General features: G+C 48.1%; 20 protein-coding genes. 15 read left to right on the top strand and 5 right to left on the bottom strand.

The features are described 5' to 3' along the window. Window positions 1-27: 27 nt before the first annotated feature. The 10 genes from metH (at window position 28) to NDK19_RS10600 (ending at window position 12,876) form a co-directional block, all read left to right on the top strand. Complete coding sequence (metH, locus tag NDK19_RS10645; RefSeq protein WP_250631862.1) at window positions 28-3,852, top strand: methionine synthase; 3,825 nt, start codon at window positions 28-30, stop codon at window positions 3,850-3,852. Window positions 3,853-4,115: 263 nt separating this feature from the next. Next, complete coding sequence (locus NDK19_RS10640; RefSeq protein ID WP_250631861.1) at window positions 4,116-4,616, top strand: DUF3598 family protein; 501 nt, start codon at window positions 4,116-4,118, stop codon at window positions 4,614-4,616. A gap of 240 nt (window positions 4,617-4,856) precedes the next feature. Continuing rightward, entirely contained in the window at window positions 4,857-6,122 is a 1,266-nt protein-coding gene (locus NDK19_RS10635; RefSeq protein WP_250631860.1) for an aconitase/3-isopropylmalate dehydratase large subunit family protein, read from the top strand. Window positions 6,123-6,206: 84 nt separating this feature from the next. Beyond that, window positions 6,207-7,520 carry a hypothetical protein gene (locus NDK19_RS10630; protein ID WP_250631859.1) on the top strand — a complete coding sequence of 438 codons (1,314 nt, stop codon included), beginning with the start codon at window positions 6,207-6,209 and terminating at the stop codon, window positions 7,518-7,520. 7 nt (window positions 7,521-7,527) lie between these two features. Further along, window positions 7,528-8,070 (top strand): 3-isopropylmalate dehydratase small subunit, encoded by a 543-nt coding sequence (locus tag NDK19_RS10625; RefSeq protein ID WP_250631858.1) that lies wholly within the window; start codon window positions 7,528-7,530, stop codon window positions 8,068-8,070. Between the two features lie 111 nt (window positions 8,071-8,181). Beyond that, window positions 8,182-8,943: an HpcH/HpaI aldolase family protein gene (locus NDK19_RS10620; protein ID WP_250631857.1), complete on the top strand. Its 762-nt coding sequence runs from the start codon at window positions 8,182-8,184 to the stop codon at window positions 8,941-8,943. A gap of 187 nt (window positions 8,944-9,130) precedes the next feature. Beyond that, entirely contained in the window at window positions 9,131-9,442 is a 312-nt protein-coding gene (locus NDK19_RS10615; RefSeq protein WP_250631856.1) for a hypothetical protein, read from the top strand. A 57-nt stretch (window positions 9,443-9,499) separates the two neighbouring features. Beyond that, window positions 9,500-9,904, top strand: a complete 405-nt coding sequence (locus NDK19_RS10610; protein WP_250631855.1) for a hypothetical protein — start codon at window positions 9,500-9,502, stop codon at window positions 9,902-9,904. Between the two features lie 34 nt (window positions 9,905-9,938). Continuing rightward, window positions 9,939-10,778 carry an SDR family NAD(P)-dependent oxidoreductase gene (locus tag NDK19_RS10605; RefSeq protein ID WP_250631854.1) on the top strand — a complete coding sequence of 280 codons (840 nt, stop codon included), beginning with the start codon at window positions 9,939-9,941 and terminating at the stop codon, window positions 10,776-10,778. Between the two features lie 19 nt (window positions 10,779-10,797). Continuing rightward, window positions 10,798-12,876 carry a hydantoinase/oxoprolinase family protein gene (locus NDK19_RS10600; protein WP_250631853.1) on the top strand — a complete coding sequence of 693 codons (2,079 nt, stop codon included), beginning with the start codon at window positions 10,798-10,800 and terminating at the stop codon, window positions 12,874-12,876. A 142-nt stretch (window positions 12,877-13,018) separates the two neighbouring features. On the opposite strand, the gene NDK19_RS10595 is transcribed toward NDK19_RS10600, so the two are convergent. Next, window positions 13,019-13,570: a hypothetical protein gene (locus NDK19_RS10595; protein ID WP_250631852.1), complete on the bottom strand. Its 552-nt coding sequence runs from the start codon at window positions 13,568-13,570 to the stop codon at window positions 13,019-13,021. A gap of 82 nt (window positions 13,571-13,652) precedes the next feature. On the opposite strand from NDK19_RS10595, the gene nth reads away from it, so the two are divergent. The 3 genes from nth to NDK19_RS10580 all read left to right on the top strand — a co-directional run bounded on the left by nth (window position 13,653) and on the right by NDK19_RS10580 (window position 16,976). Further along, window positions 13,653-14,294 (top strand): endonuclease III, encoded by a 642-nt coding sequence (nth, locus tag NDK19_RS10590; protein ID WP_250631851.1) that lies wholly within the window; start codon window positions 13,653-13,655, stop codon window positions 14,292-14,294. Window positions 14,295-14,455: 161 nt separating this feature from the next. Continuing rightward, window positions 14,456-15,457 carry a zinc-binding dehydrogenase gene (locus NDK19_RS10585; protein WP_250631850.1) on the top strand — a complete coding sequence of 334 codons (1,002 nt, stop codon included), beginning with the start codon at window positions 14,456-14,458 and terminating at the stop codon, window positions 15,455-15,457. Between the two features lie 4 nt (window positions 15,458-15,461). Further along, on the top strand, window positions 15,462-16,976 hold the full coding sequence (locus NDK19_RS10580) for a DUF5723 family protein (protein WP_250631849.1): 1,515 nt from the start codon (window positions 15,462-15,464) through the stop codon (window positions 16,974-16,976). Window positions 16,977-16,991: 15 nt separating this feature from the next. Here the strand turns inward: NDK19_RS10580 and NDK19_RS10575 are convergent, their stop codons facing one another. From NDK19_RS10575 to NDK19_RS10560, 4 genes are all read right to left on the bottom strand, one after another. Next, window positions 16,992-18,188 carry an MFS transporter gene (locus tag NDK19_RS10575; protein ID WP_250631848.1) on the bottom strand — a complete coding sequence of 399 codons (1,197 nt, stop codon included), beginning with the start codon at window positions 18,186-18,188 and terminating at the stop codon, window positions 16,992-16,994. Between the two features lie 32 nt (window positions 18,189-18,220). Further along, the gene (locus NDK19_RS10570; RefSeq protein ID WP_250631847.1) at window positions 18,221-19,552 is read right to left on the bottom strand and encodes a DUF58 domain-containing protein; all 1,332 of its coding nucleotides are present in this window, start codon (window positions 19,550-19,552) and stop codon (window positions 18,221-18,223) included. A gap of 294 nt (window positions 19,553-19,846) precedes the next feature. Beyond that, complete coding sequence (tyrS, locus tag NDK19_RS10565; protein ID WP_250631846.1) at window positions 19,847-21,166, bottom strand: tyrosine--tRNA ligase; 1,320 nt, start codon at window positions 21,164-21,166, stop codon at window positions 19,847-19,849. Between the two features lie 273 nt (window positions 21,167-21,439). Continuing rightward, complete coding sequence (locus NDK19_RS10560; protein ID WP_250631845.1) at window positions 21,440-22,375, bottom strand: DUF4178 domain-containing protein; 936 nt, start codon at window positions 22,373-22,375, stop codon at window positions 21,440-21,442. A gap of 116 nt (window positions 22,376-22,491) precedes the next feature. Here NDK19_RS10560 and amaB point away from each other — a divergent pair, with 116 nt between their 5' ends. Both amaB and NDK19_RS10550 read left to right on the top strand, forming a co-directional pair. Next, window positions 22,492-24,048 (top strand): L-piperidine-6-carboxylate dehydrogenase, encoded by a 1,557-nt coding sequence (gene amaB / locus NDK19_RS10555; protein WP_250631844.1) that lies wholly within the window; start codon window positions 22,492-22,494, stop codon window positions 24,046-24,048. 284 nt (window positions 24,049-24,332) lie between these two features. Then, on the top strand, window positions 24,333-26,177 hold the full coding sequence (locus NDK19_RS10550) for a caspase family protein (RefSeq protein ID WP_250631843.1): 1,845 nt from the start codon (window positions 24,333-24,335) through the stop codon (window positions 26,175-26,177). Window positions 26,178-26,261 lie beyond the last annotated feature (84 nt).

Here is a 26,261-nt window from a genome sequence, read left to right as displayed (position 1 = left end):
TATACATTTTCGAAATCAATTCCATCTATGAAAACAGACATACGTCAGCTGCTGAAAGAGCGCATTCTGGTGCTGGATGGCGCCATGGGAACCATGATTCAGCGTTACAAACTCAGCGAGGAAGATTTTAGAGGCGAACGTTTCAAAGACCATCCGCACGATTTAAAAGGAAATAACGACCTGCTTTCCATCACACGCCCCGACATCATCAAAGAAATCCACAGGCAATATTTGCTCGCAGGTGCAGATATTATCGAGACCAATACTTTCAGCGGCACCAGAATTGCACAGGCCGATTATCAGTTGGAAGAACTGGCGTATGAACTAAACTATCAATCAGCCAAAATAGCGCGTGAAGTAGCCGATGAAATTTCATCGCAACAGCCCGATAAACCCCGCTACGTAGCCGGTGCACTGGGGCCGACCAACCGCACCGCCTCCATTTCGCCTGATGTAAACGACCCCGGATATCGTGCCGTTACTTTTGACCAGTTGGTAGAGGCCTACTACGAACAGGTATGCGGTTTGGTGGATGGCGGCGCAGATGTGCTGTTGGTAGAAACCATTTTTGATACACTGAACGCAAAAGCTGCCCTTTTTGCCATTGAAAAATATTTTGACGAGATTCATCATACATCTATGCCGCCGCGCCGCGAGTGTGCGAAAGGCGATAAAACCCAATTCCCTTTCTTGGGCATACCCGGCAAAAAATTGCCCGTGATGGTTTCAGGAACGATTACCGACCAAAGCGGCAGAACCCTTTCAGGACAGGTAACAGAGGCATTTTGGCATTCTATTTCCCATGCACACATCATGAGCGTAGGTCTGAACTGTGCTTTGGGGGCGCGCCTGATGTTGCCCTATGCCAAAGAATTGAGCCGAGTAGCCAACGTAGCGGTCAGCATTTACCCCAATGCAGGCTTACCCAACGAGTTCGGGCAGTACGATGAAACACCCGAACAAATGGTAGCGCAATTAATTGAGTTTGCAGAGGCAGGTTTGCTGAACATTGTCGGCGGCTGTTGCGGCACTACGCCCGAACATATTCGCGCTATTGCCCAAACGGTTGCCCGCTACAAACCTCGTCAAATTCCCGAAAAAGACAACTACCTGCACCTCAGTGGATTAGAGCCGCTCAACATCACCCCTGAAACGCGATTTGTCAATATCGGCGAGCGTACCAACGTTACAGGCAGCCGCAAATTTGCCCGCCTCATCAAAGAGGGAAATTACGAAGAAGCATTAGACATTGCCCGCCAGCAGGTAGAAGGCGGCGCACAGATTATTGATATCAACATGGATGAGGGCATGTTGGATTCCGAAGCCGCAATGGTAAAATTTTTAAACCTCATTGCCGCAGAACCCGACATCGCGCGCGTACCCGTGATGATAGACTCCTCCAAATGGAGCGTAATTGAAGCAGGTTTGAAATGTGTGCAGGGCAAAGGCATCGTCAATTCCATTTCTTTGAAAGAAGGTGAGGCAAAATTCAAAGAACACGCACACCTGATTCGCCGCTACGGTGCAGCCGTGGTAGTAATGGCGTTTGATGAACAAGGACAGGCCGACAGCTACGAACGCCGCATAGAAATCTGTAAACGCAGCTACGATATTCTGGTGAACGAAGTCGGTTTCCCGCCGCAAGACATCATCTTTGACCCCAACATCCTGACCGTAGCCACAGGCATTGAGGAGCATAACAACTACGCCGTTGATTTCATTCGCGCCACCCAATGGATTAAAGAAAACCTGCCGGGTGCAAAAGTTTCGGGCGGCGTAAGCAATATTTCCTTCTCGTTCCGCGGCAACGACGTAGTGCGCGAAGCCATGCACTCTGCTTTTCTATACCACGCCATTCAGGCAGGCATGGACATGGGTATTGTTAATGCCGGCATGATTGAGGTGTACGAAGAAATCCCAAAAGACTTGCTGGAACGCATCGAGGACGTGCTGCTCAACCGCCGCCCCGATGCTACCGAACGGTTGGTTGAATTTGCCGAGCACGTTAAAAACAAAGGCAAGGAAATCGTAAAAGACGAAGCGTGGCGCAACGAACCCGTGCAAGAGCGCCTAAAACACGCTCTCATTAAAGGAATTGTAGAATACATCGAACAAGACACCGAAGAAGCGCGACAACTCTACGAGCGGCCGCTGCAAGTAATTGAAGGCCCCCTGATGGATGGCATGAACATCGTCGGAGACCTTTTCGGCGAGGGGAAAATGTTTTTGCCGCAAGTGGTAAAGAGTGCCCGCGTAATGAAAAAAGCCGTTGCCTATCTGATTCCGTTTATTGAAGAAGAAAAGCGCAACAACCCCGATGCCTTGCAAAGCAGCGGTGCAGGCAAAATTCTGCTGGCAACCGTTAAAGGAGACGTACACGACATCGGTAAAAATATCGTAGGCGTAGTACTTGCGTGTAACAACTTCGAAATCATTGATTTGGGGGTAATGGTGCCGCTGGAAAAAATCCTTGACACCGCCCAAAAAGAAAATGTAGATATTATCGGCCTTTCGGGGCTGATTACTCCTTCGCTGGACGAAATGGTATATGTGGCTCAGGAAATGGAAAAGCGCAAAATGACGACTCCGCTCCTCATTGGCGGAGCAACTACTTCGCGCATCCATACCGCAGTAAAAATTGCGCCCCAATACAGCCACCCTGTTATTCACGTATTGGATGCCTCGCGCAGTGTGCCGGTAGCTGCTGCCCTCGTCAGCAAAGAGGAAGGCACCAAAGACGCATTGGTCAATCAAATTCGCGAAGAATACGAAAAACTTCGCACCGAACATGCCGCACGTCAGGGTGCAAAAAATTACATCACCCTTGAAGAAGCACGTCGGAACAAGGTTGCGATAGACTGGGAAACAGCGCCCATCGTTAAGCCTTCTTTTTTGGGAGTGAAAGTATTTCAGGATTATTCGCTGGCCGAATTGGCACGATATATTGACTGGACGCCATTCTTTCAGTCTTGGGAACTGGCCGGCCGCTTCCCTGCCATTCTGAATGACCCTGTGGTAGGCAGCGAAGCCCGCAAACTCTATGACGACGCACAGGTAATGCTCAAACATATTATTGACAACCGCCTGTTGCAGGCAAAAGCAGTAATCGGATTTTTCCCTGCCAACAGCGTAGAAGATGATATAGAACTTTATGATTTTGAGGAACTTGTGCTCGAAACTACTTGCGATGTACACGGCTCGCACAAGCACGTACATTACAAGGAAAATCGCCAATTGGTAGCCACACTGCTCCACAATCTGCGCCAACAAAACAAAAAGGCGAAAAATCTCCCCAACTTCTGCCTGAGCGACTTCATAGCACCCAAATCGAGCGGCAGAGAGGACTATATAGGTGCATTTGCCGTTACGGCAGGCATCGGTGCGGAAGAACTTGCCCGCCAATATGAAGCACAGCACGACGATTACAGCAGCATCATGGTAAAAGCTCTTGCCGACCGACTCGCAGAAGCCTTTGCAGAACGTATGCACGAACGTGTCCGCAAGGAATTTTGGGGGTACGCACCGGATGAAAATTTGGACAACGATGCCCTGATTCACGAAAAGTACGTAGGCATTCGTCCTGCACCGGGCTACCCTGCCTGCCCTGACCATTTGGAAAAACGCACACTGTTCCAACTGTTGCATGTAACCGAAAACATCGGCTTACAACTAACCGAAAGTTGCGCTATGTATCCGGCGGCGGCAGTCAGTGGGTGGTATTATGCCAGCCCCGAAGCCAAATACTTCGGCTTGGGCAAAATCGGGAAAGACCAAGTAGAGGAGTACGCCGCCCGCAAAGGGATGTCAGTAGAAGAAATTGAGCGATGGCTTAGCCCTGTACTGGGGTATTAATCCTACACCACTTGTAAAAAATTTAAACCTGATGGGTCTTAGAGACCTATCAGGTGCAAGAGCTTGTATTTCAGAATACTTATACAAAAATTTTCGCAAAATCACCTGCGCTTTTATATAAAGGGTTCATAGGCTCAAAGAACAAGGCTGCTCCATTGCCTCAAACTTTTTTACGGAGGAATAGTTAATGTAATTAACTATTTTTACTACATTTGAAGTAAACCCCGATTCGGGAACTTTTCACCACTAACGCATTTGATTGTATGAATCTGAAACTATTTCCGCTGCACACCGGCGTATGGGAAGGCACCTACACACGGCTTTCACCTGACGGAAAGGTACTTGACCATCACAAAAGCCGTTTGACACTACGCCTAAACGGTAACTGTTGGGAACAACTCAACGAATACTTTTGGGACAACGGTCGCTATGAGCGACACAACTTCGGCAAAAACTACTTCAACGAAGCCGGTATTATGACCTTTGACAACGACCGTATTTACGGTACTTCATGGGAAAGCGGCGACTCCATTATTTTGGAGTGGACTTACAAGGCCGACCCGGGCAGCAAACTCTACGAAATCATCAACACCATCGGCCCCGGCCATCGGATGCGCGTTTGGCAATGGAGCCACAGCGGGCGCTTTGAAGGACTGACAATGATTGAAGAACGGCAAGTTTCCACACAGGAACAAACCGACTACGATGCCATCGGGCAGTACAATATTCCAAGCGAAGTGCGGGAAGCAACCGTAAATGCCTGACAAAGATTAGGTACGGAGCAGTAAATGGGCAAAACAGGCCGAAATTTTCGGAATTCGGATGCAAAAAATCAGCAAAAGTCGTAGTGTAACAGCGTGTGCTATGTGCTGATGTAAATTCCATTTGCTCAACTGCTTGTCAAGCGCACGCATGAAAGTTGCGTAAACTCTCACAGCGCATTTGGCGGCGACGTTGCTCGGCAAAAAGTAAATATGAAAAAAAACTAAACCCCACTGCATACTATGGCAGGAATGACCATCACTGAAAAAATTATGGCCTACAACAGTGGCCGCGACAAGGTGAAACCGGGAGAATTGGTCTGGACGGATGTTTTTTCCGTTATGACGATGGACTACCTTGGTAAATCTACTTTTAAAAGCCTGCACGAATTAGGCAAAACAGAAGTATTTGACCGTGAGCGAGTTATCTGCGTTTCAGACCATTTGGTTCCACCCCCTACGCCTGCTTTTGCCACCATGCTGAACGAATGGCGGCAGGTTGTTAAGGAACACAACATCAAATATTTCTACGATTTGGGCAGACAAGGCATAGCCCATCAGGTTATGGTAGAAAACGGGCACGTACTGCCCGGCAAAATCAGCGTTGGAACGGACAGCCACGCCAATACCTACGGTGCAGTCGGCGCAGTTGGTAATGCCGTTTCCGTAACCGATGCCGCTGTGGCAATGGCTATCGGCAAGTGCTGGTTTCGCGTGCCGGAATCGGTGAAGTTTCATATCACAGGCAAATGGCAGCCCTATGTGATGGCAAAAGACCTCAGCCTGCACATCATGGGCATGATGCACTGGAACGGCCACCTGATTTACAAAGCATTGGAATATGCAGGCCCTGCCATTGAGGCCTTGGATATTGCAGGCCGCATGACGCTCTGCAATATGACCGTAGATTTGGGCGCGAAAAACGGCATTATTGCACCCGACCAAAAAACCATTGACTACCTACGCCCCGTACAAAAAGGCGATTGGGAAATGATTGCCAGCGACCCCGACGCACATTACGATGCGGTTTATGAGGTGGATGTTACCAACATTGGCCCGACGGTAGCCTTGCCCGATAAGTTGGATGACGTTGTGCCGGTGGAAAAAGTAGTCGGCCGCAAGTTCAACAAGGCTTTTGTGGGCACTTGTACAAACGGCAGATTAGAAGACATCGCCGTACTGTCGCAAATTCTGAAAGGCAAGCAAGTCCACCCCGACGTAAACTTTATTTTGGTGCCGGCCAGTCAGCAGGTCTATTTAGACGCACTGCGTGCGGGCTATATCACCGACTTGGTAGAAGCGGGCGTAGCAGTAGATACTCCGAGTTGTGCTTCCTGCGCGGGCATTCATACAGGGGTAGCAGGCGACGGCGATATTGTACTCAGCGCAGGCAATCGCAATATGAAAGGCCGCATGGGCAGCAAAAACGCACAAATCTATTTGACTTCCCCTGCGGTAGTGGCTGCCTCTGCCTTATCGGGTGTTATCTCCGACCCCCGATTGCTGTAAGCGACTCCGTTCGGCATGATAAAATTGCAATCCTTTTCCTTATCTTCAACTATTGTATTCGGTTGATGATAAACACTGACTGCCATGGCTAAACCTGTGCGAAAAATTTCAGACAAGGATTTCAATACCCTGATTGAAAAGGCTTACTACCTTACCAATCAGGAGCACATTCATGCCGACACGAAAGAGCATGACTTTGAGGCACTTAAACAAGTAGCCGCCGAAATGGGCATTCCTTCCGATAAGTTGGAAGAAGCCTATCAACAAATGCTTCAGGAAAAAGAAGCCGAAGCAGCGCGTGCCGAACAGCGAAAAAGAATGTGGATGTGGATAGCTGCCGGAGTTGCCGTTATCGCACTGATTGTCTGGATTTTCCGCCCTAAAACTTTCAGTGGTACAGTACAGCTCAGCATTGCCAAAAAGCTCGACGCAACCACTTATTTGCCTTTGGAAGTAACCGATACCATTACCACAACAAGTGCATCTTTCTTCGTTCACGCGCTCATCAACGGCGACTACGGGGAGGCCGTACAATGGGAACTGCATCCGCCCAACGACGGCGTACCGTTTCAGGCAGAAAAAGTCAGTTATGTAAAGTCGCCAAAGGGTATGGTAGCCTACCGGCTTTTTAGCCTTGCCCCGCAAATGCCCTTGGGGCAGTGGAAAGCTGTGCTGAAAATTTTTGACAAAAAGGTGGCAGAAAAGCCTTTTACATTGGTCAAAGGTACTTTCAAGACACAGATAACCTTCACTCGGGGGGTAGATAATAATTTCAGAGCCTTGCAAAATCTGAACGGTTATGAGGCGCTGACCGACACAATGGTATTGTGCCATGTAACATTCAAAGAACTAACGGCCAATAACATTTTTAAAGTGGTTTGGGAGTATTACGACCCCGAGGGCAACATGGTTCATACCAACAACCTCGACTTAAAACCTGACTCTGAAACCTACTACGCCTACAGCCCGATGATGATTGACTACCGAAGCATTCAAACGGGCAAATGGAAGGTTAAAGTACTGATTAATGGCGAGCTTGCCAATGAACGTTCCTTTGATATCAGCACCGGCAATGCCGATGTAGCACTTACTACGGGGATGCAGAACGATAAACCGGTCAATCGCACCTCTGTTTTTAAATCTGCCTCCGAGGTATACGGCTATGTGTACTGGCCAAAAATCAATCAGCGCAAAATCCTGCTGACTTGGAAGGTAAAAGACAGCAAAGGCAACATCATCCGCAACATTGACCAGCAATTGAGCAACAAAGGCGGCACCGATTGGTGGGCTTATCGCAAAGTATTGGAAGCCAATGAGGCCGTGGCAGGCAACTACACCATGGAACTGTGGGGCGGCAACCTGCTTATGGCGGAAAGAAATTTTGAAATTGTAAAATGAAAAAACTATGTCAGACAAAATTATTCGCGGCAAATGCTGGGTAGCTTCGGGCTACGTGATGGCATACGATATTGTCGTACAAAAATTCTGGACAGACCCAATTGACAAGGTACTCAACAGCAAGTTCATCATGAGCGGTGTTTCGCCCGAATTTGACAAAGAAAATGCCTTCAAAGATGCGGGTTATACCTTCATCGTAGCGGGGCACAATTTCGCAGGCGGCGGCAAAAGCATTGAACACGTTGTAACAGGGCTAATGGGCGCAGGTATCAAAGCCGTTTTTGCCGATTCCTTTTCGCGCCTGCAATTCCGCAATGCGACCAACTACGGGCTGCCTTTCATCACCGTGAAAAACTTGGTTTCTATTTGCCAAACAGGTGACGAGTTGGAGTTTAACATGGAAACCAACACGGTTAAAAACCTGCGCACGGGCGAAACGCGCGAAACCGCACCGCTGGCACCTTTCGTGTTAGAAGTAGCCGAAGCGGGCGGCTTGGTAGAATTTGTCAAACAAAAAATCGCCAACGGCACCGCGCACCTGTTGCGTTGATGAATTTTTAGACAAAAAATCTAATAGACAAAAACCTGACAGGTTTCCAAAACCCGTCAGGTTTGATTCCCAACCGCAAATCTACAATCGCAAACCGCTAAGAATCGCAGCATGAAGACAAACGCAGTAAAAGCCAAAATACAACAAGGAAAGGCCGCCTTGGGCGTTATTTCCAACTTTGCCGACCCGATGACAGCCGAAATCTGCGCCCATGCGGGACTTGATTATTATATCATTGACTGCGAACACGGAGCTATTACCGTAGCGCAGGCGTTGGAAATCATCCGCGCTTGCGAGGCAACTGGCATCACCCCGCTGGCACGCATCCGCAGCACCGATGCCAAACTCATCCTGCAATTCATGGATGCAGGAGTTATGGGCGTAATGATGCCCGGTGTGAGCACCGTTGCAGAAGTTGAGGCATTGGTCAAAGCCGTCAAATATCCGCCTGTGGGCGAGCGCGGCTTAGGCCCCGTCCGTGCTTGGAACTTCGGACTGGGTGCAATGCCGCAGGCCGACTATGTGCGCTTTGCCAACGAGCAAACACTGGTACTGCCACAGGTGGAAGACATGCAAGCCGTTGAAAATCTGGAACAACTGTGTAAAGTGCCCGGCGTGGATGGGTTCATCATCGGCCCTCGCGACTTGGCAATGAGCATGGGCTTCTACGACGGCCCCTCACATCCCGAAGTGCAGCAAACCATTGACCGCATTTTTGAGATTGTGCTTGCCCATAACCTCATCATCGGTACAACGGCAGGCAATGCCGAACAGGCAAAAACACTGATTACCAAAGGTGCAAAAATAATTATGAACTATACGGGCGGAATGCTGGGCGGAGCAGCCAAAACCTTCGCAAATGCAGGAAATTAGCAGGAACAGGCCATGCACGCTGCCTGTCGTCACAAATAGAAGTGAGCAATTTACATCCACATTCAAATCCGCTGACGGGGGGCTTCAACCGCCGGCAGGTACTCAAAAAAGTTTGTTAGCCGTTGCACGTCGCAAACGCCAACAACGCTTTAAACACAAATAACAGTTCAAAAAAACCATATAAGATATGAAAACACTAATCGTACTTTTCAACCTGAAATCCGGTGTATCGGAGGCTGAATATGAGGCTTTTGCCAAAGAATTAGATATCCCGACCGTTAAGAGTTTAAAGTCCGTCAGCGATTTTAAGGTTTACAAAGCATCGGGCTTATTCGGTTCGGATGCTGCACCACCGTACAAATACTTTGAAGTGATTCACTTTAAATCCGTGGACAGTTTGGTAGCAGATATGGGTGCTGAGCCTAAAATGGCGGAAATTCCCGCAAAATTTCAGCAACTTGCGGACAATCCGATTTTCATCCTTACTGATGAAATTTAGGCAGGCATACAACCTAACTGTTACCACCTATTTTCTTATCATCGCTGTTAATTTTTCATGCAAACTATTTTCAAAGGTGCAACTGTTGAAGTATTGTTCAATGACGACAATCAGATGATTGAAATTTCTTATTTCGGTAACATTACCAAATCGGAAGAATTCAGAACGGGCGTATTGAAGTCGGGCGAATTTGCAATTACCCATAAAGTTATTTTATGGTTGCTCGACCAGCGCAACATGAACGTGCACCCTAACGACCACACATGGTTTTTTACCGAATGGCAACCTGCCTTTGACAAAGCCATGCCCGGCGGTAGGAAAATAGCCATTATTCCTGCCAAAAATCTTTTCAGCGAATTTTCCATCAAAATGGAAAATCAAAGAATTGAGAAAACAGGCAATATGTCGGTCAAGTATTTCTTTGATAAGGAAGAAGCAAAGAAGTGGTTACTGACCAGTTAAAAACCTTTTCACGGCAGTTAAAATGTACAAGCATATGAAAATGAATGACTTAACAGGTAAAACAGTTGTTATTACAGGTTCCGGCAGGCGCAAGGGCATTGGTGAGGCTATTGCCTATGCTTTCGCGGAAATGGGTTGCAACATTGTCATTTCCGACCTTGGACAGCCCAAAGGCAGCGAATTCAGTGCAGAACATATCGGCGCCACCGATGAAATGAACGGCATTGCGGAAGAATGTATTGCCCGCGGCGGAAAAGCCATTGCCGTACCCTGCGATGTAAGAATAGCTGCCGACTGTAAAAATCTGATAGACAAGGCTGTAGAAACCTTTGGCAGCATTGACGTACTGATTAACAATGCAGGTGTAGGCTACTTAATGGAGCCTTTTACCGAATTTAAGGAGTCAAGTTGGGATGCCGTGTTGGACGTAAACCTGAAAGGTGCGTTCCTGTGCAGCCAACAGGCAGCCATCCGCATGATAGAACAAGGCAGAGGCGGCAACATTATCAACATTGCCAGTCAGGCGGCCAAATCGGGCTTCCCATATGCGGCAGCTTATACGGCTTCCAAACACGGCTTAGTCGGCCTGACGCGCTCCAATGCCGTTGAATTGGGCAAGTTCGGTATTCGCGTCAATGCGGTTTGCCCCAACCACATCACCACAGGGCTGGGGCATTGGCAAAACAAGTTTTTCAGCGAAAAATTCGGCTTGGACTACGAAACCTACCTGCAAGGCATCCGCGACCGCAACCCGCTGGGGCGCACCGGATTTGTGGAAGACATCGCCAAAGCCTGTCTTTTCCTTGCCTCAGACATGGCGGCTTACATCACCGGCGAGGCAATGAACGTCAGCGGCGGCGAAGAATATCATTAATATTTTATCGGAAAAATCCATGAAACTTGGCATAGACATCGGCGGCACTTTTACCGACCTTGTATTACTCAACGAAGCAACGGGCGAATTGCACTTTGGCAAGACGCTCACCACCTACGACGACCCCTCCAACGGTATTATCAAAGGAACAACCGAACTGTTGGCACGTGTGGGTGTGCAAGCAAGCCAACTCAGCACGATTGTACACGGCACAACGCTGGTAACAAACGCCGTGATTGAGCGGCGCGGCTCACCGACAGGCCTGATTACTACCAAAGGTTTTGAAGATGTACTGGAAATCGGTCGCGAGTTGCGCTATGATATTTACGATATTAATCTGTCTGTGCCTGAGCCGCTTGTGCCGCGCAATTTGCGCAAAGGCATTACCGAGCGCATTAACTACAAAGGCGAAATTGTAACGCCCATTGCTGCCGATGAAATCGCAACCGTGGTTGATGACTTGTTACAGGCAGGAGTCAAGTCCATTGCCGTTTGTTTCCTGCACTCTTTTGCCAACCCTGCGCATGAAAAGGCCGTCGGCGAATACATCAGAAAGCACCATCCCGATATTTACGTGAGTCTTTCCTGCGAAGTAATGCCCGAAATTCGCGAGTATGAGCGCAGTTCGGCAACGGCGATGAATGCCTACGTACAGCCCATTACCGACCAATATCTTGGTCATTTGGAAAAGCGGCTGCGCGATTTGGGCTTCAACGGCATTATTAATATCATGATTTCCAGTGGCCGCTTGACTACCATTGAAGGTGCTCGCCACACACCGATTCAGTTGCTCGAGTCAGGCCCCGCAGGCGGCACCATGGCAGGGGTTTTCTACGGCAAACTGATAGGCAAGCCCGACTTGCTGGCATTTGACATGGGCGGAACGACTGCCAAAGCCTCACTCATCAACCACAACGAACCCGAAATTACTAACCAATTTGAGGCTGCTCGTGTGCGTCGCTTCAAAAAAGGCAGCGGTTTGCCCGTTCGCATTCCCGTGATTGACATGATTGAGATTGGCGCAGGAGGCGGCAGCATTGCACACATAGACAACCTCGGGCTGCTGAAAGTCGGCCCGGAAAGTGCAGCATCAGAACCCGGCCCTGCCTGCTACGGGCGCGGCGGCGAAAAGCCCACCGTTACCGACTGCGACCTTGTGCTGGGCTACCTTAATCCCGATTATTTTCTGGGCGGAACCATGCGATTAGACATCGCCGCTGCCCGTAAAGCCATTGAAACGCACATTGCCAAACCACTGGGAATCAGTATAGAAGAGGCAGCCATGGGCGTGCATCGCATTGTGAATGAAAATATGGCAAATGCCACTCGTGTGCATATTTTGGAAAAAGGGCGCGACCCTCGCGGCTACTCTATGCTTGCTTTTGGCGGTGCAGGTCCTGTTCATGCTTTTCAGGTGGCGCGCTTGCTCAACTCCCCACAACTGATTATTCCCGTAGGTGCGGGCGTGGTGTCGGCGCTGGGCTTTCTGGTATCGCCTGTGGCAAGTGAGCAAATCCGCAGCTTGGTTTGCCCGATTGATGAAATGGACTGGCACAAACTCAATACCATGCTGGCGGAAATGGAAGAAGAAGGCTTCAAATTCCTTGAAAAGTCGGGTATCAACCGCTCAGAAGCCCAAATTACCCGCATTGCCGATATGCGCTACACAGGTCAGGGACATGAAATTTCGGTGCGCATACCCAACGGCACATTGAGCGCGGCCAGCATTCCCGAAATCCATAAGCGATTTATTGCCGAATATGAACTGCGCTATGGCAGAAGCATTGACGACATCGGAATGGAAACCGTAACATGGCGTGTAGTAGTGAGTGCACCCGTGCCTCAGATTCAGCCGCGGCAGGTGGTCAGCACAACGGGTAGCCAAGCGCTCAAAGGCGAACGGACGCTGTATTTCATGGAAGGTGGCAAGCCCGTGCCACAGCAGTGCCGCGTGTATGCCCGTTACCTACTCAATCCGGGCGACAGTTTTGCCGGCCCTGCCGTAATTGAGGAAATGGAATCAACCACCATTATTGGCAGCAACAGCACCGTCCGCATGGACAACTACCGCAATATTGTGATTGATTTGCATTATTAAGGCAGCGATATAATCTAAACCTGTAAAAAAACTTGCGGTCGGCCTGTGTAAGGCTGACCGCAAGTGCTATATATACACAAACCTGATGTTCTTTAAAAAAAGCATCAGGTATTTTCATAAAAAATCAACAAAACAAACCCATTTACCCGATTTTGATGGTTTTCATCATTGCCTGCGCAATGGGTTGCCACTCCCTGCGATTGGCGGCAGGGCAGGTAAAGTTGATGATATGCACCTTCTCCCCGACCACCGTATAAAGCAAATAGGTGTAATTTATCTTGGGAGCAGTTTTTACAATCGCATTAGGCTCGCTGCGTACTTCGGAGATAAACTCAAAAGCGGCATACTTGCGCCCGTTGATTTCTTCAATCTCTTCCTTAATCATGTTTACGTTGGTAAACATCTGCATAATGCTCGCCTTATAAAAACTTTTCAAAATGGGCAAGTCTTCATACTTCCACGTAGTAGTTGAAATATTCAGCCCGAAATCTACCACAGCGCGGCGGTCGGTAAACAGGGCAACAGGCTTGCGGTAGGTAAAATAACGCTGGGCAATTTCGTCATCGGTCATCGGCCGAAAGTCTTCGGGCATTTGTGCCGTAATACCATCGGTGAGTTTGACCTTCTTCATTTTAGGTAAATCAGTAGCAGGGGCAAATAACAGCCAACCGAACAAAATCCATACAAAATTCATAGGTGAATGATTGGTAGGTGATTGAACAAAAGTGAAATACCTTTGCAAAGGTAGCTTTGCAAATCTGATACCGATTCTGAAAATGACCAAAAAACAAAAGGCACAGGCAATTGCTGCTATTTTGGAGGAGTTATTTCCCGAAACACCCGTGCCGTTGCACCATTCGGACGCTTATACGCTGCTGGTTGCCGTGCTGCTTTCCGCACAATGTACCGATGAGCGCGTAAACCAGATTACGCCCATATTATTTGGCAGGGCGGCCAATCCTTTTGACATGGTCAAATTGTCTGTTGATGAAATCCGAGAGATTATTAAACCCTGCGGGCTTTCGCCGCGCAAATCGGCAGCTATTTATGAGTTGTCAAAAATATTGATTGACAAATACCAAGGCGAGGTTCCGCAAAGTTTTGAAGCATTAGAAGAATTGCCGGGCGTGGGGCATAAAACCGCTTCCGTGGTGATGTCGCAATGGTTTGGCGTACCTGCGTTTCCCGTAGATACGCACATCCACCGCTTGGCAGCGCGCTGGGGGCTGAGCAGTGGCAAAAGTGTCGAGCAAACCGAAGCAGACTTAAAAAAATTATTTCCAAAAAAACTTTGGAACAAACTACACCTGCAAATTATCTTTTTCGGAAGAAAATACTGCCCTGCACGCGGCCACGACCCCGTGCAATGCCCGATTTGCAGCCGTTATGGAGTGGAAGAATGCAAAACAAGCAAATAACAGAATTTCAGATTTTATAAAATCAGCGAAGAACCGTATCATCGGCCGAAGATGCTGTCATCGGATTGCTAATAAAAGCGTTTCAAATTGCTTACTTATTTCGCGTAAATTACTTACTACCGGCACATAAATTATCATTGCAAAAAACCTGACAGACGAAAATGAAAGCCTTACAATTAACCGACCATCCGGAACAACGCATTCAGTTGCTCGATGTTGCAAAACCCGAACCTGCCAACGGACAAGTATTAGTACGACTGCAAGCGGCTGCACTCAACCACCGCGACCAGTGGATTCGCGAAGGCAAATATCCGAACATCCGCCCGTTTTGCACCTTGGGTTCGGACGGTTGCGGCATTGTGGAAGCTGTTGGCAGCCAAAGCGATGCACATTGGATAGGCAAAACCGTCGTTATCAATCCCAACCAAAACTGGGGGGACAATCCGGCGGTACAGGGAAAAGATTATCGCATCCTCGGCAACCCTGTGGACGGCACTTTTGCCGAATATATTGTCGTGCCGACCGACCGACTGCACGAAAAACCCGCCTACCTGACAACCGAACAGGCAGCCGCACTGCCATTGGGCGGCCTGACTGCCTATCGCGCCACTTGCAAACACGGCGCTGTTAAAAAAGGCGACAATGTATTGGTTACAGGCATCGGCGGCGGGGTAGCACAGCTCGCCATGCAGTTTGCATTGGCAGCAGGTGCCAACGTATGGGTAAGCAGCGGCGATGAGGAAAAATTGCGCAAAGCCATTGCATTGGGCGCCAAAGGAGGCATCAACTACCGCAGCGACGACTGGGACAAACAACTCATGGCACAAACGGGCGGCCTCAATTTAGTGATTGACAGCGGCGGCGGCACCGGTTTTAGCCGATTCGTTCGCTTGATGCAACCGGCCGGCAAAATTGTGTTCTATGGCGCTACTGCCGGTTTGCCCACTACGCTCGATTTGCACCGCATTTTTTTCTACCAACTCACCCTGCAAGGCAGCACCATGGGCAACGACGCGGAATTTGCCGAAATGCTGCAATTCTGCGAACAGCATCGCATATCCCCTATTATTGATTCGGTAAGACCACTGGATGAAATCATTTCTGCCTTTGATGAGATGAAAATGGGCAAACAATTTGGTAAATTGGTCATCTCAATGGCTTAACCGCATGAAATCATTTTTACTGAGTGCGTGCCTGCTGATGATTCCCGCATGGTTACAGGCACAGGCAGAGCGCAGCGTTTTCACGGCTGTCGGTCGTGGGGTAGCCACCACCTTCACTACCGACTACCAGACCATCGGCATCAACCCTGCCAATCTGGGTTTTCGCAAAAGTTTTCGCGACCCCAAGTTCACTTTGGGGGTTATGGAAGCCAACGTTTCCATGTTTTCCGGCACGCTGAACCGCCGCGAATTAGTAAAAACAGTATTTGCACCGCAAAATATCAACCTTTCGCAGGAAGAAAAAGCAGAAGCCGCACGCCGCTTTACCGATACGCCTTTCGGTTTCAACTTTGATGCAATGCTGATTGGTGCGAGCATATACGTAAAAAAAATAGGCGGTTTTGCATTCAGTATTAACGATAGGGTACAATTTTTTTCGCGACTCAATCGCACCGCATCCGAAATTGTATTTTTGGGAAACAATGCATCCTACTTCCCCTTTCTGTTGCTTTCTAACGGACGTATCATCCCCAATGCACCCAATCTCAGCCCCGATGTGCGCGAGCGGGTAGTGGCCGGTTTCATCAATGAACAAAACGCACAAACCTACGGGCAGGTGCTCGATGGTTCGCGTTTCTCCTCTAACTGGTATCGCGAATTTAATTTTGCTTATGGCAAAAAGTTGATAGATGAATACAACTTTGCGCTACATATAGGCGGCGGCGTTCGCTTACTGCGCGGTTTGGCACTCATCAATTTAGTGGCGCAAGATGGCCAATTGATTCGCAACAACATCTCCATGTCGCCTACCTTTAATCTCAATTTCGGGGCGAGTGTCCAAAACAGCAACCCGAGTTTTGTGGGTTTGCAAGACAATGTATCCGATTTCCGTCGGGTATTTGCTGCCACGCCCGTAGGCACAGGTACCGCCTTTGATATTGGTATCAACATGACCATCAAGCGCAACTTTTACCTCGGCATTGCTGCTACTAACATTGGCAGCATCAACTGGACGGGCAACGCCTACAACCTTGCCGACGGTAAACTGCGTGAAATTCAGGGCAGTGGCATCAACACCTATAATCTGTTGGTTACTTCGCAAAACAACCTGCAACTGGCCGGTGAGCGGGCTGCGTTAGAATGGCGCGGCACGAACAATATCCGCCAGCAATTGCCGGGCGTGCTGCGCATCGGTGCCAGCTACGAATATTTCCGCACTTTTCATGTAGGGATAGATGTCATTATGCCGCTGACAGAGGCCGCCACCAATATCGAGCGCCCCATTATTGCCCTCGGCGGCGACTATCGGCTCAACCGATGGTTAAAAATTTCAACAGGACTTAATTTGGACGGCTACCAAGAGGGTAAAGTTAATTTTCCTGCCGGAATAGCATATACCGCCAGCCGTCGCTTTTTTGAAATGGGGGTTTCCACGCGCGACTTGGTTACTTTCTTTGCCAAGCCGCCCGGAGGAAGCAATGTTTCCTTTTCTGTGGGCTTTGCCAGATTTAAGTGGTAACTTAACTCCTGCGGTTCATCGTTCGGCAAGGGTGCGGAAACCGAGCATGGAAATAAACGAAGCAGCACCAAGCACTTCCCAAAGTACCTGAAAACCAAAGTTTTCGGCCAGATAAGTCCCCACCAAGGGAGCAAAAATATGCGCTGCCGAATATGCCATCACATACATGGATAAATACGCCCCTCTGCTGCCTTCATCGGCGCGGCTGACCGTGTAAACCTGAGAAAAAGGCATCGTCAGAATTTCCCCCATGCTTAACACAAGCATACTGATAATCAAAAGGATAACACCGCCATTAGGCAGCGCAAGCAACAAAAACGCGCCGCCGATAAATAAACTTCCGATAGAAACCAGCGAGAGGGTCTGCTTAAAGTTGCGCAGGTAATACACAAATGCCATCTCAAAAGCTACTATAAACAACCCGTTCAGGCTTATCAATAAGCCGATGCGTGTTTCGCTGAGCGCGTATACTTTTTTGTAAAATAACGGCAGGGATGAGAATATCTGGAAGAAAATAATTACATTGAGCAGCGTAAACAGGATAAAAAACATAAAACGAATATCCCGAAACGGCGATTTTTGACTGATTTGTGGTGAATTTTTTTTGGCGGCAGCAGCTTTCTTTTGCATATCCCATAACAAAATGCGCAGCAACAGCGCAGCGGCAATGCTGGTAAATCCGTCAAATACAAACAGCCATCTAAAATCGAGTGCCGCCATAATCCCGCCCAAAGCAGGGCCGATTGAGTAGCCGAGATTAGTTGCCAAGCGGTTGAGTGCATATGCACGCGTCAGGTTGTCGGCGTTGTCGCTGCAATAGGCAACCGCTGCCGCATTGGCAGGCCGAAAAGCCTCTCCTATAATGCTCTGAATAAATACCGTTGCGGCTATACTCCAATAGCTCTCCATGAACATCAGCACCCAGAACAACAGCCCACCTGCAATCAGACTCCAAAATTGCACCACAAAGGGATTGGCACGGTCGGTAAGTTGCCCGCCGACATACGCCCCAATAATGGAACCGGCCCCGAAAAAACTTAGGATGCTGCCTGCTTCTGCCATGGAAAAGCCCTTATCCTGTGTCAAATAAACAGCCATGAAGGCAACTACGATTGTGCCGATTCTATTGACCAGAATAATGCTTGCTAAAAACCACGCTTTTTTGCCAAGCCCTTTGTATGCGTTGCGATATAAGTCAATGATTGCCTGCATGAAAAAAATCAATCATTCGCACAAACTTACGACTATATCAGATGACGTGCTTTGAGTTCCAGATACTTATTAATCGTATTGACGGTCAGGTGTGCGGGTTCTGTCAGTACCGCATGAATGCCATTTTGTGCTAATTGCTTGACTATCAAATCTTTTTCATACATAAACTTCTCGGCTGTGGTTTTCAGATAAACATCTTCCAAACTGCGCGGATTCATCTGTAACAGGCTGTAAAGTTCCGTATTCTTGAAAATAACTACCACCACCAAGTGCCTTTTAGCCAGATTCTTTAGCCCGGGAAGTTGCCGCTCCAACGATGATTGTGTTTCAAAATTGGTATAAATAATCAACAAACTGCGCTGCTTAATTTTTTGCAGCAATGTGGCAAACAATAAATCGTAGTCCGGTTCTTTATAGGAAGTTTTCTGACTGTAAAGCGCTTCTACAATTTTTTGCATCTGCGCCTGTTTTCGCTCGGCAGGCAACACCGTCCCCATCCGCTGGTTGAAAGTTACCAAACCCGCTTTATCACCTTTCAACAGGCTGATGTTAGCCATCACCAAGGCGGCATTGATGGCGTAATCCAGCAGTGTCAGCCCTTCAAAAGGCATTTTCATAGCCCGCCCTTTATCTATTACATTGTAAACATGTTGTGAGCGCTCATCCTGAAACTGATTGACCATCAACTGATTACGGCGTGCGGTTGCTTTCCAGTTCAGCGAACGGTAGTCATCGCCTGTTACATACTCGCGAATTTGCTCAAACTCCATATTTTGCCCGATGCGTCGCAATCGTTTCAGCCCTGCCTCTTTCAGGCGGTCGGAAATCACCATCAGTTCATATTTGCGCATTTGCAGAAATGACGGATAAACGGGCACGCTTCTGCCTTCTTCAAAGCGATAGCGGCGTGCCAAGAGGCCTACGGGTGAAACGACAAATACATTCAATGCGCCAAAAGTGTAAACGCCCCGTTTGGTGGGGCGCAACTTATAAAAAGGAGCAATGCTTTTTTCAGGCGCAATTTTGCCAAACAGTCGGAGGTGTCGCGCCTGAAATTGCTCGGGTGCTTCGTCTAATATTTCAACATTTGCGTAAAAAGGATAAGCATTATACAACTCCACAGTTACCTGATTCTCATCACCGTTGGAGAGTTTATCTCCCATGAGCCTGCGGGCACGAATGCCTTCTCGCCGCATAAACAACAGCACAAAATCAATCACCACAAAACTAAAAAGTACGCCGGCCAATATTTTAGCAGGAACAAACAACCACTCCACACTAAACGACAAGGCAAACAACCCGATAAGGATGCCGCAGGCAACTAATAAGCGGTTTTGCAAATAGGTAGCGGCAAGTTTACGCATTACGGCAAGAAAATATGTTGTGGATAAAGGTAGTAAAAATTTGTACACCGTATGTGAGCAACATGCAGCGTTTTTACATTTTCACAGCAAAGCATGAAAACGTTCAAGCACGGAGTGCTTAGGGATTTTTTAGTAAAAATTCAGCAGGAAGGCAAAGATATTGTATAGCCTGTTTTGATTTTCAAATTATTCATGCATAAAACCAACCTACCTCACTAAAAAACATACAAAATATGCATAAAAATCCTCCCCTGATGGCTACTAACCGACAGCCTGTCAGGGGAAAACTTATCATTAGGCATTCACTCGCACTAAATAGTAATTTTTCTTGCCTTTTTGTACAAGCAAATAGCGGTTTTGCAGGAGAATAAACTCATTCAGGTTGGTATTTTCGTTGATTTTTATCTTGTTGATGCTTACTCCTCCGCCTTGTATCATTTTGCGGGCTTCGCCTTTGGAAGGGAAAATTTCGCCGTTGGTGGCAGTGGAAAGAAAATCCACAATGCCGCCTTGCAAGGCCTCGGCACTGACTTGCACCTGTGCCACGCCCTCAAAAACCGACAGCAGGGTTTCCTCGTCAATGCGGTTCAACTCTTCGGTAGCGGCGTTGCCAAACAGGATGGCAGAGGCTTGTACGGCTTTCTCATAAGCCTCTCTGCCGTGTACGCGAACGGTAACATCTTCGGCAATGGCCTTTTGTAAGATGCGCAAATGAGGCGCTGCGGCATGTTCTGCCTCTAAGGCTTCTATTTTTTCGCGGTCAAAAAGTGTGAAGACGCGAATCAGGCGGTGGGTATCTTCATCGGCAGTATTGAGCCAAAACTGATAGAATTTGTAGGGTGAAGTTAGTTTGGGGTCTAACCAGATGTTGCCGCCTTCGGATTTGCCGAACTTGCTGCCGTCCGACTTGGTAAGTAGCGGAGTGGTGAGGGCGAAGGCTTCGTAGGGCTGGTCTTCGCTGATTTCGGCTTGTCCGCGCTCGTGGGCTAACTTCCTGCGAATCAGTTCCGTACCTGTGGTGATGTTGCCCCATTGGTCGGCGCCGCCCATTTGCAACTTAATGCCTTGGGTTTTGTAGAGGTGGTAGAAATCGTAGCCTTGCAGCAGTTGGTAAGAAAATTCGGTGAAGCTGATGCCTGTTTCCAATCGCTTTTTGACAGATTCTTTTGCCATCATGTAGTTAACGGTGATGTATTTGCCCGCTTCGCGCAGGAACTGCAAAAAGCCGATGTTTTTGAACCAGTCGTAATTATTGACCATTTCGGCTTTATTATCGCCGTTTTCAAAATCCAAAAAACGGCGCAATTGGGCGGCAATACTTGCCTGATTGCGTTGCAAAGTTTCTTCGTCTAAAAATTGGCGCTCGGCAGATTTGCCCGAAGGGTCGCCGACCATGCCGGTAGCACCTCCTACCAGCACATAGGGCTTGTGTCCACAGCGCTGGAAGTGCACCAGCAGCATGATGGTTGCTAAGTTGCCCACGTGCAGAGAAGTGGCTGTAGGGTCAAACCCGATGTAGCCGGCTACGGGTTTGTTGTTGTTTAAAAATTCTTCCACACCCGGCGTATGGTCTTGCAACATGCCGCGCCAGCGAAGTTCTTCTATGAAATTCATCGTGTATTTAGTTGAAACGGGTTAGTATTTTAAGTAATTGAACAGTTTAAATTTTCTGCCACAAAGTTCGCTAAGTTTTACGCAAAGAGCGCTAAATGTTTTTATGATGAGTCTTTTCTTTGTGTACACTGCGGTTAAACCCTTGCGTACTCCGCGGTAAAAAAGAACGCATGAATCTGCTCAACTGCTTATTTCATCAGCCTTTCTATGTCGTCGTGTCCGTTGAGTAACTTGATTGGTTATTACAGCATGCGATTAAAACTGCTCAACTGCCTACCTCTCCCCTGCCGGCAGAATATCGGAAAACTCAATATCGCTGACTTGTTTGGAGAAAACAACAAAGAACTTTTGATGTTCATCGCGCTCAATGCGCAGGTGGTAGGTGCGGGTTTGGTCGAGGTAATCCCATGCGATGAGCTTCACAGGTTTGTTGCCGTATGCCTGATTAAACATCAGCCCCGTTAATTTATTTTCTCTGTACAGCGTAAAATCGGCATAGTTGAGCACATTGGGCGGGTTGCCATCACGTTGAATCATCATATCTAACTGACTGTCAATAGCATACAAATTAATAGCCGTACCTACGCGGCACTCGAGCATAGCGGCCTCTCTTCTGACATTGAGATACAGCAGTTCGTTTCCTGACAGCATTTTATACTCTCTCTCCGACATCCCGTCGTTCCAGTCAAACTGAATTTGATTGACTACCTGCCACGTTTTCAGTCCGTAATCCAGCAAATAGCCGGTGCGGAGGTTTTCAAGGGTAATGCGGGTGGGGTCAAAGTATGCTTCCAAATTGCGAGGCTGTAAGGGGTTTGCAATCCCTGCCGGACGGCTTGCTGCAGATTGCTGCGCCTGCTGTTTGCCATGCACCATCAGCACATGCCGCAGTACCTCGTCGGCTATTTCGGCATTGCGCCTTTTTACCAACCCCGGAATGCGGAAAATATCAATCAGCCACCAAATGCCCAAGCCGCCAAACGTAAACCAGAAGAGAATTTGCATAAGCACCTTGTCTAAGTACAAGTAGTGCGCAGGAAAGAAAAAATGCAATACATAAGGAATAATGACGTTCTTTGAACGGCGGTTATATTCCTTCAAAAACTCTTTCTGTAAATCCTCGGGCAATGTTGCCACTTGTGCATTGACTGCAAAGGGCAAATCCTGCTGGATGTAATAAGGTACAAGTGAGTTGGCAAGGGCTTCCATAAAGGACAGAAAAAAGTATGTAAGACAAAGTTATCGTTTTTATACAATCGGTAGCAAAACTGCCGTAAAGCAGTGTTACCTTTGCTTAATTTTTACGGACATTCCAATAAAAAGTTATGGAGACGCTCACATCAATCCACGACCAACAAACAGCCGAGTTGCTTGAAATTTTGGGTGTTAAGCCTTTGAACCCTGCTTACAGCACCGGCTTACACTGGGGCGGCAGACCCGGCGCACCAACCCGCGATATTTTTTCACCTATAGACGGACGGTTGATTGCATCTGTCAAAATGGCAGACAAGGGCGACTATGAACTGATTGTAGAAAAAGCACACGAAGCCTTCAAAATATGGCAGCGAGTTCCTGCACCTAAACGCGGTGAGATTGTGCGCCAAATAGGCATGGCACTGCGTGAGTACAAAGAACCGCTGGGCAGGTTAGTAACGCTCGAGATGGGTAAAATTTTGCAGGAAGGTTTGGGCGAAGTACAGGAAATGATTGACATCTGCGACTTTGCAGTAGGTCTTTCCCGTCAGTTGCACGGCCTCACCATGCACTCGGAACGCCCCGAGCATCGCATGTATGAGCAATGGCATCCGCTGGGCATTGTCGGTATCATCTCTGCCTTCAACTTCCCTGTGGCGGTTTGGTCATGGAATGCTATGATTGCAGCAGTTTGCGGCAATGTCTGCATCTGGAAGCCTTCCGAAAAAACCCCGCTGACAGCCATTGCCTGCCAGCACATTATATCCAACGTTTTGAGAGACAACAACTTGCCCGAAGGTATTTTCAATTTGATTATCGGCGGTGCAGAAGTTGGCGAGCTGCTCTCGCACGACACCCGCATTCCGCTCATTTCTGCCACAGGCTCTACCCGAATGGGTAAAAAAGTGGCACAGGCAGTTGCGGCACGCCTTGGCAAGTCTATTTTGGAACTGGGCGGCAACAACGCCATCATCATCACGGAACATGCGCACTTGGATTTGGCCATCCGCGCCGTAGCTTTTGGCGCAGTGGGCACTTGCGGCCAGCGTTGCACTACTACCCGCCGCCTGATTGTGCATGAGGATGTATATGACGATGTGCGCGACCATCTGGTGCGTGTGTATCAAAACCTGACCATAGGCAATCCGTTGGAGGCAGGCACGCTCGTAGGGCCGCTGATTGATGCCGATGCAGTGCGCAACTTCCTACATGCGCTTGAAAAAGTACAGGCAGAAGGCGGAAAACTGTTAGTTGGCGGCAAAGTGTTGCCTGAAATTGGCGCTAACTATGTAGCACCTGCCATTGTAGAAGCCCAAAATCATTACGAAATGGTACAGGAAGAAACCTTTGCGCCTATCTTGTACCTGATTAAATACTCCGGCGATGTGCAAAATGCCATTGATATTCAGAATGGTGTGAAGCAGGGGCTTTCTTCTGCCATTTTCACCGACCATTTGCGTCAGGCAGAAACATTCCTGAGCGCATGGGGTTCAGATTGCGGCATTGCCAACGTCAATATCGGCACTTCGGGGGCTGAAATCGGCGGTGCTTTTGGCGGAGAGAAAGAAACCGGCGGCGGCCGCGAATCGGGCTCGGATGCATGGAAAGCATACATGCGCCGTCAAACAAACACCATCAACTACTCCTCTTCGCTGCCACTGGCGCAAGGCATCAAATTTGATATCTAAAAAAACGGTATCCGAATATCACCAATGAGCTATCCCGACTGTGCGCGGGGTAGCTCATCTTATTTTACAACGGCTTTATCATGTAATATTTGCGGCGATTGAACAATATTTTTAAATTAGCCGGCTACACTATCCGCTCTTATACAAAATTGCAAGTGATTTGCGAAAAACGATTTTTGTAAATTACTGAAAAACAGCTATTTAAACCTGAAAGGTTTTAGAAACCTGTCAGGTTTAACAATACAACCTGCATAAACTTTGTATTGACCATTTTTCAAAGACAAATGAACAAATACCGCTTGCATTATTTTTTATTGCTTTTGCTTGCCTTTGCAGCCTTCGCTGCAAAAGCCCAAAACTGCGTATTTGGCGACTGCCAGAATGGTTTTGGCAAATACGCCTACAAAGAAGGGCATGTTTATCTGGGAGAATTTAAAGGCGGTGAACTCAACGGCTACGGCATCTTTGTTTTTAACAACAAAGAAACCTATCTCGGGCAGTTCCGCAATGGTCGCTACAACGGATATGGTATCTATTTATACCAAAACGGTGATATTGAGCGGGGTATCTGGAATGATATTACCTTGGTTACTCCTACGCCAAACGATGCTGTTGGTTGTGTTTACGGCAATTGCACCGATGGCTTTGGTGTTTATATATATAACGATGGCGCACTCTACATCGGCAATTTCAGGTATGAAAAACTGGACGGTAAGGGGCTGTACATGTTTGCAGACGGGGAAATGTACATCGGTATGTTCAGCGGCAACAAGTATCAGGGGCGTGGTACATTTCTCTACAAAGACGGCAAGATAGACGACGGCTATTGGAGCAACAATCAATTTACCAAAGACATGAGCGGCAGCACGGCAAGCGGCTGCGTTTACGGAGATTGTGCCAACGGCTATGGCACCTATGTATTTGATGATGGCAGCCGTTATACAGGCTATTTCAGAAAAAGCCTGTTACACGGCGAAGGTACTTACACCACAGCCAAAGGCGAACGCTACACGGGCTCTTTTGCCAACGGAAAGTACAACGGATATGGCACGTATTACTACAACGACGGGCGCGTACAGCAAGGCAACTGGTTGGACAATGTTTTTCAAGGTGAAGTAAAAGCAAAAACAACAGGCTGTATATCAGGAGATTGTATCAACGGAACCGGTACATACGTTTACTCCGAAGGACATAAATACGTAGGGCGATTTAAAAATGGCGAGTTGCACGGACAAGGCTCTTTCTTCTTTGCCAATGGTGATAAATATGTCGGAGAATTTGCCGACAGCAAGTTCAACGGAATAGGCACTTATACTTATGCTTCGGGTAAAGTAGAAAGCGGCCGTTGGAGCAACAACCAATATTTGGGCACCAACGCATCCGCAGGGCAAACCAACACCCAACCTGCGGCCACCAACACAGGCACACAAAGCGGCAGCACGACCAAAGAACGCCGTTTGGCACTGATTATAGGCAACAGCAACTACACCAACGCAGGTGTCCTCAAAAACCCCATCAATGACGCAAGAGCCATGGAAATTGCCCTGAAAAATGCCGGATTTGATGTGATAAAGTATGAAAATCTGGGTCGGGAAGACATGAAGCGCGCCATAGACCAGTTTGGGGCACGCCTGAGCAACTACGATATCGGGTTGTTTTTCTTTGCCGGACACGGACTGCAAGTGCGCGGCAATAACTATTTGGTTCCTTGCACTGCCGCCATTGCTTCGGAAAAAGACGTTGAATACGAATGTGTGGAAGCCGGTCGGGTACTTGCCAAAATGGAGACAGCACGCAACAAAGTCAATATTGTAGTGCTGGATGCCTGCCGCAACAATCCCTTTGAGCGCTCGTGGAGCCGCTCGGTAAACGGGAACGGCTTGGCAGCCATCAGTGCACCTGTCGGCTCATTTATTGCATATGCCACCGCTCCGGGTACAACAGCCTCCGACGGCTCGGGCAACAACGGGCTTTACACCGAACAACTGCTCAAATTTATCCAAATGCCCGGGCTAAAAATTGAGGACGTATTCAAACAAGTACGCATCAACGTAATCAAACTTTCGGGGGGCGAACAAACGCCGTGGGAAGCCTCTTCTCTGATTGGCGATTTTTATTTCAAGAAATAAAAACCTGTTTTTTGAGTAACTTTGCGCCATTTCAACAACTAATCGCAGATTTTTTGCCGAGCGATTGGGCTTAGATTTTTAACT

Origin of the sequence: Rhodoflexus caldus (assembly GCF_021206925.1) — a bacterium.
Classification (GTDB): domain Bacteria; phylum Bacteroidota; class Bacteroidia; order Cytophagales; family Thermoflexibacteraceae; genus Rhodoflexus; species Rhodoflexus caldus.
Note: the sequence above shows the minus strand (reverse complement) of the source record. Positions and strands in the feature narration are given on the sequence as shown.